The 10,361-nt window shown below is 71.9% G+C and carries 11 protein-coding genes; 9 read left to right on the top strand and 2 right to left on the bottom strand.

Going from position 1 to position 10,361, the window contains the following annotated elements; translation table 11 throughout:
* Positions 1 to 646 precede the first annotated feature (646 nt).
* The 7 genes from D476_RS0126880 to D476_RS38310 all read left to right on the top strand — a co-directional run bounded on the left by D476_RS0126880 (position 647) and on the right by D476_RS38310 (position 7,368).
* Positions 647 to 4,315 (top strand): multifunctional oxoglutarate decarboxylase/oxoglutarate dehydrogenase thiamine pyrophosphate-binding subunit/dihydrolipoyllysine-residue succinyltransferase subunit, encoded by a 3,669-nt coding sequence (locus tag D476_RS0126880; protein ID WP_040727476.1) that lies wholly within the window; start codon positions 647 to 649, stop codon positions 4,313 to 4,315.
* A 5-nt stretch (positions 4,316 to 4,320) separates the two neighbouring features.
* Positions 4,321 to 4,500 (top strand): DUF6104 family protein, encoded by a 180-nt coding sequence (locus tag D476_RS0126875; RefSeq protein WP_017626994.1) that lies wholly within the window; start codon positions 4,321 to 4,323, stop codon positions 4,498 to 4,500.
* 218 nt (positions 4,501 to 4,718) lie between these two features.
* Positions 4,719 to 5,573, top strand: a complete 855-nt coding sequence (locus D476_RS0126870) for a DUF4097 family beta strand repeat-containing protein (protein ID WP_017626993.1) — start codon at positions 4,719 to 4,721, stop codon at positions 5,571 to 5,573.
* Complete coding sequence (locus D476_RS0126865; protein ID WP_017626992.1) at positions 5,570 to 6,694, top strand: PadR family transcriptional regulator; 1,125 nt, start codon at positions 5,570 to 5,572, stop codon at positions 6,692 to 6,694. The genes D476_RS0126870 and D476_RS0126865 overlap by 4 nt, the downstream gene beginning before the upstream one ends.
* Before the next feature lie 103 nt (positions 6,695 to 6,797).
* The gene (locus tag D476_RS0126860; protein WP_017626991.1) at positions 6,798 to 6,995 is read left to right on the top strand and encodes a hypothetical protein; all 198 of its coding nucleotides are present in this window, start codon (positions 6,798 to 6,800) and stop codon (positions 6,993 to 6,995) included.
* A gap of 23 nt (positions 6,996 to 7,018) precedes the next feature.
* Entirely contained in the window at positions 7,019 to 7,210 is a 192-nt protein-coding gene (locus D476_RS0126855; RefSeq protein WP_239648836.1) for a type II toxin-antitoxin system HicB family antitoxin, read from the top strand.
* Positions 7,207 to 7,368, top strand: coding sequence for a hypothetical protein (locus D476_RS38310; protein ID WP_017626989.1), 162 nt, complete (start codon positions 7,207 to 7,209; stop codon positions 7,366 to 7,368). Before D476_RS0126855 ends, D476_RS38310 begins: the two co-directional genes overlap by 4 nt.
* Before the next feature lie 184 nt (positions 7,369 to 7,552).
* On the opposite strand, the gene D476_RS0126845 is transcribed toward D476_RS38310, so the two are convergent.
* Positions 7,553 to 8,518: a zinc-binding dehydrogenase gene (locus D476_RS0126845; protein ID WP_017626988.1), complete on the bottom strand. Its 966-nt coding sequence runs from the start codon at positions 8,516 to 8,518 to the stop codon at positions 7,553 to 7,555.
* A 10-nt stretch (positions 8,519 to 8,528) separates the two neighbouring features.
* Positions 8,529 to 9,041: an ATP-binding protein gene (locus tag D476_RS0126840; RefSeq protein WP_017626987.1), complete on the bottom strand. Its 513-nt coding sequence runs from the start codon at positions 9,039 to 9,041 to the stop codon at positions 8,529 to 8,531.
* Positions 9,042 to 9,230: 189 nt separating this feature from the next.
* Here D476_RS0126840 and D476_RS0126835 point away from each other — a divergent pair, with 189 nt between their 5' ends.
* Together D476_RS0126835 and D476_RS0126830 are read left to right on the top strand one after the other, a co-directional pair.
* Positions 9,231 to 10,124: a helix-turn-helix domain-containing protein gene (locus D476_RS0126835; protein ID WP_026123892.1), complete on the top strand. Its 894-nt coding sequence runs from the start codon at positions 9,231 to 9,233 to the stop codon at positions 10,122 to 10,124.
* 23 nt (positions 10,125 to 10,147) lie between these two features.
* On the top strand, positions 10,148 to 10,357 hold the full coding sequence (locus D476_RS0126830; RefSeq protein WP_017626985.1) for a DUF397 domain-containing protein: 210 nt from the start codon (positions 10,148 to 10,150) through the stop codon (positions 10,355 to 10,357).
* The last annotated feature ends 4 nt before the right edge of the window (positions 10,358 to 10,361 follow it).

Here is a 10,361-nt window from a genome sequence, read left to right as displayed (position 1 = left end):
GACCGCCGCCATGACCGGGACGGCCGAAGAGGAGTTGGAGGCCGCGGGCGCGCGCGAGGAGATCGAGCGCGCCGGGCGCAAGCGGGTGGCGGTGTTCCTCCGCGAGGAGCACGCCGCGAGCTGGGACCACGCCAAGCTCTGAGGGCGGGGGCGCGGGGGGAACGGACCGTGCGCGGCCGGACCCGCTCCCTCGTCCGGCGGAACCCCCGTGTCCCGCCGGTCTCGGGAACGGCCGTCCTGTCCGGCCGCGCACACCAGGTGTGACGCCGGGCGCCGACGCACGGTTCCGAAAAAATCTCCGCCGCCCCGCGCGATTGGCCCGGGGCCGGCCGGGGCATGGAGTCGGCGACCGGGACATGCGCACGGAAACCCCTGGAAGCACAGGAGGTCCGGGGCCTTCTTCCCCGCGTGCCGCGCCCGCGCGGCGAGCCGACTTTGTGAATGATTGTTAGGTATCTCCCAGTCCGGTATCGGCCTGGGGGCGGCATCTTCATGCCTGTACAGCTAGCCTGTTACCGAGATTGCCGGCCGGGCGACGCGTCCTTGCCGCCTGCGGTAGCTGGCGCGCTGCGAGCCCGCCCTGCTCGACGGCCATCTCCTGATCCATACATTCACAAGCGAGCTGCGGAAGAGGGCGATCTCCGCCGTGTCGTCTGAGGCGTCTCAACCCCTGACAGATTTCGGCCCGAACGAGTGGTTGGTCGAGGAGCTCTATCAGAAGTACCTGAACGACCCGAACTCCGTTGACAAGGCGTGGTGGAACTTCTTCGCCGACTACAAGTCCGGCTCCGCCAAGCCCGGGACCGCCGCGTCCGGCTCCGCGGGTGCACCGTCGGCCACGGGTGCACCCGCCAAGGGCGACGGGAAGGCCGCGACCGCCGCCCCGGCCTCCGGCGGCGGCAAGAAGGCCGCGGCGGGCGCCGAGTCCTCCTCCGCCCCGGCCGACGAGGCCCTGAAGGTCACCGAGGAGCGGCTGCGCGGGGCTCCGGCCCGCACCGCCACCAATATGGAGTCCAGCCTCGCCCTGCCGACCGCCACCTCCGTGCGGGCCGTGCCGGTGAAGCTGCTCTTCGACAACCGCATCGTCATCAACAACCACCTGCGCCGCGCGCGGGGGGGCAAGGTGTCGTTCACCCACCTCATCGGCTACGCCATGGTCAAGGCCCTGGAGTCGATGCCGGAGATGAACCACTCCTATGTCGAGGTCGACGGCAAGCCCGGGGTGGCCAAGCCCGAGCACGTCAATTTCGGCCTCGCGATCGACCTGCAGAAGCCGGACGGCTCCCGGCAGCTCGTCGTGCCCTCGGTCAAGGCCGCCGACACCCTGGACTTCAAGGGGTTCTGGAGCGCCTACGAGGAGCTGGTCCGCAAGGCCCGCAACAACAAGCTGGGCGTGCCCGACTTCCAGGGCACCACGATCAGCCTGACCAACCCCGGCGGCATCGGCACCGTGCACTCGGTGCCGCGGCTCATGCCGGGCCAGGGCACCATCGTGGGCGTCGGCTCGATGGAGTACCCGGCCGAGTTCCAGGGCGCCTCCCCCGAGACGCTGAACCGGCTGGCCATCAGCAAGGTCATGACGCTGACCTCCACCTACGACCACCGGATCATCCAGGGCGCGCAGTCCGGGGAGTTCCTGAAGCGCATCCACCAGCTCCTGCTGGGCGAGAACGGCTTCTACGACGAGATCTTCGCCTCCCTGCGGATCCCCTACGAGCCGGTCCGCTGGACGCAGGACATCTCGGTCGACACCTCCCAGCAGCTGGACAAGACCAGCCGCGTGCAGGAGCTGATCCACGCCTACCGGGTCCGCGGCCACCTGATGGCCGACACCGACCCGCTGGAGTACAAGCAGCGCCGCCACCCCGACCTGGACGTGCTGCAGCACGGGCTGACCCTGTGGGACCTGGAGCGCGAGTTCCCCACCGGCGGGTTCGGCGGCAAGCCGGTGATGAAGCTCCGCGACATCCTGGGCGTGCTGCGCGACACCTACTGCCGCACGGTCGGCATCGAGTACATGCACATCCAGTCCCCCGAAGAGCGGGAGTGGATCCAGTCGCACGTCGAGCGCGAGCACGAGAAGCTCGACCGCGACGAGCAGCTGCACATCCTGCGGCGCCTCAACAGCGCCGAGGCCTTCGAGACGTTCCTGCAGACCAAGTACGTCGGGCAGAAGCGGTTCTCGCTGGAGGGCGGGGAGTCGCTCATCCCGCTGCTGGACGGCGTCATCTCCCAGGCGGCCGGCGCCGAGCTGGACGAGGTCGTCATCGGCATGGCCCACCGCGGCCGCCTGAACGTGCTGGCCAACATCTGCGGCAAGTCCTACGGCCAGATCTTCGGCGAGTTCGAGGGCAACCTGGACCCGCGCTCGGCGCACGGCTCCGGCGACGTCAAGTACCACCTGGGGACCGCGGGCACCTTCGAGGCCCCGGACGGGCGGAAGATCGCGATCTCGCTGGCGGCCAACCCGAGCCACCTGGAGACCGTCGACCCGGTGCTGGAGGGCATCGTCCGCGCCAAGCAGGACGTGCTCGACAAGGGCCCGCACGGGTTCACCGTGCTGCCGCTGCTCATCCACGGCGACGCCGCGTTCGCCGGGCAGGGCGTGGTGGCCGAGACGCTCAACCTGTCGCAGCTGCGGGGCTACCGCACCGGCGGCACGGTGCACGTCATCGTCAACAACCAGGTCGGGTTCACCACCTCCCCGGCCGACAGCCGCTCCAGCATCTACGCCACCGACGTGGCGCGGATGGTGCAGGCGCCGATCTTCCACGTCAACGGGGACGACCCGGAGGCCGTGGTGCGGGTGGCGCGGCTGGCCTTCGCCTACCGCCAGGCGTTCAACAAGGACGTCGTCGTCGACATGGTGTGCTACCGCCGCCGCGGGCACAACGAGTCGGACAACCCGCACTTCACCCAGCCGCTGATGTACGAGCTGATCGACTCCAAGCGGTCCACCCGCAAGCTCTACACCGAGGCGCTGGTCGGCCGCGGCGACATCACCATGGAGGAGGCCGAGCAGGCGCTGCGCGAGTACCAGCAGGAGCTGGAGCGCGCCTTCTCCGAGACCCGCGAGGCCGACAAGAAGCCGATCGAGCCGGGCTCGGTCGTCAAGCCGGACGTCTTCGACGAGGGGCGGCTGGACCACACCCAGGTGCCCACCGCCATCTCCGAGCAGGCGGTCAAGGAGATCATCTCCACCCAGACCGACCTGCCGGAGGGCTTCACCGCCCACCCGCGCCTGCTGCCGCAGCTGCAGCGCCGCGCCAAGGTGGTCGAGGACGGCACCATCGACTGGGCCACCGGCGAGCTGCTCGCCTTCGGCTCGCTGCTGATGGACGAGCACCCGGTGCGCCTGGTGGGCCAGGACAGCCGCCGCGGCACCTTCGGCCAGCGGCACGCCTCCCTGGTGGACAAGGCCACCGGCGAGGTGCACACCCCGCTCAAGCGGTTCGACCGGGGCACCTCCAAGTTCTACGTGCACGACTCGCTGCTCAGCGAGTACGCGGCGCTGGGCTTCGAGTACGGCTACTCGGTGGAGCGCCCGGACGCGCTGGTGGCCTGGGAGGCCCAGTTCGGCGACTTCGTCAACGGCGCGCAGAGCATCATCGACGAGTACATCTCCTCCAGCGAGCAGAAGTGGGGCCAGCGCTCCAGCGTGACCCTGCTGCTGCCGCACGGCTACGAGGGCCAGGGCCCGGACCACTCCTCGGCCCGCGTCGAGCGGTTCCTGCAGCAGTGCGCGCAGGAGAACATGACCGTGGCGATGCCGACCACCCCGGCCAGCTACTTCCACCTGCTCCGGTGGCAGGCCATGTCGGGCTACCGGCGCCCGCTGGTGGTGTTCACCCCCAAGTGGATGCTGCGCGCCAAGCAGGCCACCTCCACGGCCGCCGAGTTCACCTCCGGATCGTTCGAGCCGGTCATCGACGACCGCAAGGTCGACCCGGCCAAGGTGCGCCGGGTGGTGCTGTGCTCCGGCAAGGTCTACTACGACCTGGACGGCGCCCGGGACCGCACCGGCGACGAGCACACCGCGATCATCCGGGTGGAGCGGCTCTACCCGCTGCCGGTGGAGGAGATCCGGCGGCGCCTGGCGGCGTTCCCCAACGCCGGCGAGGTGCTGTGGGTGCAGGAGGAGCCGGCGAACATGGGCCCCTGGCCGTTCGTGGCGCTGGTCTTCTCCGAGCAGCTGGACCGGCCCTTCACCCGGGTCTCCCGCCCGGCCTCCTCGTCTCCTGCGGCCGGCTCGGCCAAGCGGCACGAGGTGGAGCAGCAGGCCGTGGTCAACACGGTGTTCCCGCCGGTCGAGTAGGCGCCATGTACGACACGGACCGCGGGATCGAGGAGCTGGAGCGGCGCCGGGGCGAGGAGGAGGTCTCCTTCGCCTGGCTCTCCGACCGGTTGCGCACGTTCACCGACCTGAACCCGGAGTTCGAGACGGCCGTCGACCGGCTCGCCACCTGGCTGGCCCGGCTCGACGACGACGAGGACGAGTGAGGCCGGGCGGGTCCGCGCGCCGATGAGGGGACCCCCGACACCGTCGGGGGTCCCCTGCGGCGTTCCGGCCCGGTCCGCGGGCCGGGCCCGCGGGAGCGGCCCCGGGGCCGGGCTCGGGGTCTCCCCGACACACCCCGGATGTTTCGCGACATATCTTGAAGCTCCCGCGAACGCGACATATCGTGATTGCAGAAGCGTTCGAGTCGAAAGGTGTCGCGATGGCGCGTTGGACCATCGACCAGCCGACGACGCGGGTCCTCGACGGGATCGTGGCGCTGCGCGTCCGTGTCATCGGCGGTCATGTCAACATCCTGCCCACCGACGATCCGGTGACCTTCGAGGTCTCCGACATCAAGGGGGAGCCGGTCCTCGTCACCCACGAGGCCGGGATCCTCACCATCACCTACGAGGACCTCACCGGCGGCGGGCTGCTCGACCGGCTCAAGCCGGTGCAGCTGTCGGGCTACAAGGACGTGGGGCGCCGCACCGCCTCGGTCGACCTGCGGGTCCCCCGCGACTGCCCGGTGGAGGTCACCACCCTGTCGGCGCCGATCGTGGCCGCCGGGCTGGCCGGGCGGGTGCAGCTGCGCACCGCCTCGGGCGACGTCACCCTGGACGAGCTGTCCGGGGACGTGGAGGTCTCCACGGTCAGCGGCGACCTGGCCGCGCGCGGCCTGCGGGGCGGGCTGTCCTTCAACAGCGTCGGCGGCCAGGCCGCGGTGGCCGGGGGGCGGCTGTCCTCCTTCGCCGCCAAGACCGCCTCCGGCAAGGTCCTGGCCGACGTGGAGCTGGCCGCCTCCGCCAAGGTGCGGCTGGGCTCCATCTCCGGCGGGGTGGCGCTGCGGGTGCCCGCCGAGACCTCCGCCGACGTCGACCTGCGCTCGGCCACCGGCGCCCTGGACTCGGAGTTCGGGCTGGAGCGCAAGGCCCTGCGCGGCCGCTCCCGGCTGGGCGGCACCATCGGGAACGGCCCCGACCCGGCCGCGATCAGCACCACCACGGTCTCGGGGGCGGTCTCCCTGCTGCGCCGCGCCGCCGACGCCCCGGCCGAGATCCCGAGGGGAGAGGCATGAGCACCATCTTCGGCCACGGCCGGCTCCGGCTCTACCTGCTCAAGCTGCTGGACGAGAGCCCCAAGCACGGCTACGAGATCATCAGCCTGCTGCGCGACCGGTTCCTGGGGGTGTACTCGCCCTCGCCGGGCACGATCTACCCGCGCCTGGCCCGCCTGGAGGAGGAGGGGCTGGTCACCCACGAGGAGGTGAACGGCCGCAAGGTCTACCGGCTCACCGACGAGGGGCGCGAGGAGCTGAACCGCCGCAGCGCGGACCTGAACGACCTGGAGCGCGAGATCACCGAGTCGGTGCGGGACGTGGCCCGCGCGGTCAAGGAGGACGTGCGCGACACCATCAGCTCGCTGCGCGAGGAGCTGAAGTACGCCGCCTCCGGCGGGCGCCGCGCCCGGGAGTCCTCCTCGGGCACGGACGGCTCCGCGGGTACCGGCGACGCCGCCGGTGAGCAGGGCGCGGACCGCGAGCGCGCGGGCCAGGGCGCCCAGGGGCCGCAGGGCGGCTGGTGGGGGCGCGACTGGGAGCGCTTCGCCAAGGACGTCGGCGAGTCCTGGAAGGGCTCGTGGGGCGGCGCATGGGGCACCTGGGGGCCGTGGGGCTCCGGCCGCACCGCCGAGGAGTCGGAGGAGACCTCCGGGACCTCGGGCGAGGAGGGGTCCGCATCCGGCCGCGAGCGCCAAGGCCACCGCGCCGAGTTCGATCGGACCCTGCACGACTTCGCCGACCGGGTGCGCGACGTGGTCCGCGACGCGGGCGCCGTGGGCGAGACGGCGGCGCGGGACCTCAAGCGGATCCTGGACGACACCCTCGATGTGATCCAGCGCGACATGGCCAACTGGGGACCGGGCGGCGCGGAGCACCCGCGCGGCCGCGAGGAGTCCGCCGAAGAGGAGGAGACCACGAGGGCCCAAGAGGAGGACCGGGAGCAGCGGGAGGAGCCGAAGGGCCCCTTCGCCCAGCCCCCGGCCGAGGAGGACCGCTCCGACCCGTGGTCCACCGCCGTCCACGAGGACCCGTCGTCGAAGGCCCCTTCGGCGGAGGCCGCGCCGGAGTCGGGGGCCGACGGGGACACCGGAGCCGCCGACGGGGACGGCAAGGGCGACGACAAGCCCGGAACCGCCTGAGGCCGCTGTCCACAGGTACGCGATCGCCCCGCATCAGCCGGGGCGGTCGCGTACCTTTCTCGTGTCAGGGTCGCCCGCGCACCGTCACGGAGGACCGCCGAGGATGAGCCGCCCCATCAAGCTCCCGTACACCCTGGACTTCGACGATGGGGTCTGGTGCGCCGAGGCCGAACTGCGCGGCCTGAGGGTCGTCGGTGAGGGCCCCACCCCCAAGGCGGCCTATGGCGACCTCAAGGAGGCGATCCTGGCCATCCTCCGCAAACGCCGCTCGAGCAATCAGAACATCGAACTCACGATCTGATGCCGGAGAGCCGAATGACGTGCATGGCCCCCGTCGTGGGCCAGGATGAGGACGGCATGTGGTGTGCCCACGTCTCCCTGCGGCCGGGCGTCGGGGCCGTCGGCGAGGGCGGCACGCCGGAGGAGGCCGTCGCCGACCTCCTGGAGGCCCTCGACGGGCTTATCGAGGAGTTCGGGACGCCCTGGCGCCCCGGCACGGAGCGGGAGGCCCCGTGAGGATCACCCTTGAACAAGACGAGGACGGGGTCTGGAACGGCCACGCGGAGGTCCGCGCCGGACACCATGCCTTCGGGTACGGCGACGAACCCGCCGACGCGTTGGCCGACCTCCAGGAGGGGATGGCCGCCCTGGCCGAATCCGAGGAGCACGGCTAGGTCCTGTCTGGAGTTCCCCCTCGCTCGGCCTCTCCGGCGATGATCTCGACGAAGGTGCTGCCGGAATGACAGCACTTTCATCGAGATCATCGCCGACGGGGCGCCCACTCGGCGGGGCGCCGCCGAACTCCAGACAGGACCTAGGGCCCGGTGGCGTCACCGGGCCCTGTCTCCGTTCTGTGGCTCAGACGGTGAAGACGATCTTGCCGAACTGGTCGCCCGCCGCCATGGCCTCGAAGCCCTCCTTGGCCCGGGTCAGGGGGAGGACGCGGTCGACGGTGGGGCGCACGCCGGTCCGGGCCAGCATCTCGGTCAGGTGGGCCAGCTCCCGGCGGCTGCCCATCGTCGAGCCGATCACCTGCAGCTGCAGGAAGAACACCCGGGTCAGCTCCGCCGGAGGGGCGTCGCCGCTGGTGGCGCCGCAGGTGATGATCCTCCCGCCGGGCTTGAGGGAGCGCACCGAGTGCGCCCAGGTCGCCTGGCCGACCGAGTCGAACACGGCGTCGACCTTCTCCGGGAGCCGCTCCCCCGTCGGGACGGCCGCATACGCGCCCAGCGCCTGGGCCCGGTCGCGCTTGGCCCCGCTGCGGCTGGTGGCGTAGACGCGGTGCCCCGCCTGCGCGGCCAGCGCGATGAGCGCCCCGGCCACGCCGCCGCCCGCACCCTGGACCAGCAGGGTCGACCCGGGCGCGAGGGCGGCCTTGGTGAACAGCATGCTGTAGGCGGTCAGCCACGCCGTGGGCAGGCAGGCCGCCTCCTCGAAGCTCAGCTCGGCGGGCTTGGGCACCAGGTTGCGGCGCGGTACCGCGACCTTCTCGGCGAGCGTGCCGTCGTACACCTCCGACAGCAGCGACCGCTTGGGGTCGTAGGTCTCCCCGCCCGGGACGCCGGGGTCGCCCACCACGGAGTGCACGATCACCTCGTTGCCGTCCTCGTCGACCCCGGCCGCGTCGCAGCCCAGCACCATGGGCAGCTTGTCGGCGCTCAGGCCGACGCCGCGCAGGCTCCACAGGTCGTGGTGGTTGAGGGAGGCCGCCTTCACGTCCACGACGGTCCAGCCGTCGCGGGGGGCGGGGTCGGGCCGCTCGGCGGCCTCAAGGCCGGAGACGGGGTCGTCGGGGTCGATGCGCGCGGCGGTGATAGCGAACATGCCCCGCACCTTAGCGATCGGCGGCGCCGTCGGCGGCCGGGGCCCCGGGGTCGAGGGAGAAGGCCACCACGCGGCCGCCGGGCATCGGGGCGGTGTGCCACTCGCTGGAGACCGCCTCCACCATGGCCAGCCCGCGGCCGCTCTCGGCGTCCGGGGAGAACCCGCGCACCGCGGGGCGGCCGCCGGGGGTGTCCGGGCGCGGCCCCTCGTCGTGCACGGCCACGGTGACCGCTCCGGGGCGGTGCACCACCTCCACGCCGAAGCGCCCGCCGGGCTCGCCGCTGCGGGTGTGCCGGACCGCGTTCGAGGCCACCTCGCTGACCAGCAGCATGGCCGCGTCGACCAGGTCGTCCTTCAGGGCGGGGCACAGCGCGAGGGTGGAGCGCACGAAGGCGCGCGCCTCGCGCACGTACGGCTCCTCACCGGGGAACCCGCAGCGGGCCATGACCACCGCGCCCGCGCCCCGGGCCCGGGGGACCGCGGGGAACTCCCGGGCAGGCCGTCCCTGAAGTGTCGCGCTCATGGCTGGCTCCCCCCTGGGCGTGGTGGCGCTCCGGCAGTCCCGGGTCCGCGCCCGGGTGACCATCCTCCCCTCGCGCCCCGGCCGCTGCAATTGCTTCCCTGATTTTTCCCTACCCGCTTTACCTCCCACTGATGTCCAGTAGCCTCGTTCCGTTCTCCTTTCGGCACTCCCCTCAGCCAGGAGGTCACCATGCCCGCTTCCAACAGCCCCACGGCCCGGCGGCGCCGGCTCGGCGTCGAATTGCGCCGTCTGCGGGAAAACGCCGGAATGACCGGAGAAGAGGCGGCGGAGCGGATGGCCTGGTCCGGCAGCAAACTGTCGCGGATCGAGCGCGGCCAGGTCGCCACCAACTCCGACGACGTGCGCGACCTGCTCGACCTGTACAAGGTGGAGGACATGGGCCTGCGCACCTCGCTGGTGACGCTGGCCCGCGAGTCGCGGCGGCGCGGCTGGTGGCACGTGTACGGCGACGTCATGCCCGAGCGGTTCGAGGTCTATCTGGGCCTGGAGCCGGAGGCGGCGGTGCTCCGCTTCTACCAGGCGCAGATCGTCCCCGGGCTGTTCCAGACCGAGGCCTATGCCCGCGCGCTCCTGGAGGCCCACCCGGCCTCGGTCGCCCCCGAGGAGGTCGAGCGCCGGGTGGAGCTGCGCATCCGGCGCAGGGAACTGCTGTTCTCGGAGCGCTCGCCGTCCCCGCACGTGTGGGTGGTGCTGGACGAGTCGGTCCTGCACCGCCCGGTCGGGGGGCCGCACGTGATGGCCGACCAGATCGCCTACCTGCTGGAGGCCGGGCGGAGGACACAGGTCACCGTACAGGTCGTACCTTTCGGAATCGGGGTGCATTCCGGACTCGACGGGGCATTCGACATCCTCGAGTTCCCCGAATCCGATATCCACACCCCCAAACTCGTCCATTTGGAGAACCTGACGAGCAGCCTCTATATAGAAAAGGCCAAGGAGGTGCACTTCTACACGGTGGCCTTCGAGCACCTGCGTACCGCCGCGCTGCACCCGGAAAGGACCCGCCAGGTCCTGGCGGAGATGGAGCGCGCCATGCGGGCGCGGGCGCAGGACGACGAGTGAACCGCAACACGAGGAGGCGCGGCATGCCCGCGATCGATCCACAGCTCCCCCGGCACCCCCGGTGGCGGACGAGCAGCCACAGCAGCACCGGCGGCGGCCAGTGCGTCGAGGTGGCGGACGTGCCCACGGGCACGTGGGTGCGCGACTCGCGCGCACCGGAGGGGGCGGTGCTGGCCTTCGGCCACACCGCCTGGGCGGCCTTCGTCGGGGCCGCGGCCGACGGCGGACTCTAGCCTC

The organism is Nocardiopsis chromatogenes YIM 90109, assembly GCF_000341185.1.
Taxonomy (GTDB): Bacteria; Actinomycetota; Actinomycetes; order Streptosporangiales; family Streptosporangiaceae; genus Nocardiopsis_A; species Nocardiopsis_A chromatogenes.
Note: the sequence above shows the minus strand (reverse complement) of the source record. Positions and strands in the feature narration are given on the sequence as shown.

What these genes read in the sequence shown, in the direction of transcription:
- D476_RS0126875 (WP_017626994.1), top strand. Translation starts at nt 4,321, where the DNA reads ATGTACGACACGGACCGCGGGATCGAGGAGCTGGAGCGGCGCCGGGGC.
- D476_RS0126870 (WP_017626993.1), top strand. Translation starts at nt 4,719, where the DNA reads ATGGCGCGTTGGACCATCGACCAGCCGACGACGCGGGTCCTCGACGGG.
- D476_RS0126865 (WP_017626992.1), top strand. Translation starts at nt 5,570, where the DNA reads ATGAGCACCATCTTCGGCCACGGCCGGCTCCGGCTCTACCTGCTCAAG.
- D476_RS0126860 (WP_017626991.1), top strand. Translation starts at nt 6,798, where the DNA reads ATGAGCCGCCCCATCAAGCTCCCGTACACCCTGGACTTCGACGATGGG.
- D476_RS0126855 (WP_239648836.1), top strand. Translation starts at nt 7,019, where the DNA reads ATGGCCCCCGTCGTGGGCCAGGATGAGGACGGCATGTGGTGTGCCCAC.
- D476_RS0126845 (WP_017626988.1), bottom strand. Translation starts at nt 8,518, where the DNA reads ATGTTCGCTATCACCGCCGCGCGCATCGACCCCGACGACCCCGTCTCC.
- D476_RS0126840 (WP_017626987.1), bottom strand. Translation starts at nt 9,041, where the DNA reads ATGAGCGCGACACTTCAGGGACGGCCTGCCCGGGAGTTCCCCGCGGTC.
- D476_RS0126835 (WP_026123892.1), top strand. Translation starts at nt 9,231, where the DNA reads ATGCCCGCTTCCAACAGCCCCACGGCCCGGCGGCGCCGGCTCGGCGTC.
- D476_RS0126830 (WP_017626985.1), top strand. Translation starts at nt 10,148, where the DNA reads ATGCCCGCGATCGATCCACAGCTCCCCCGGCACCCCCGGTGGCGGACG.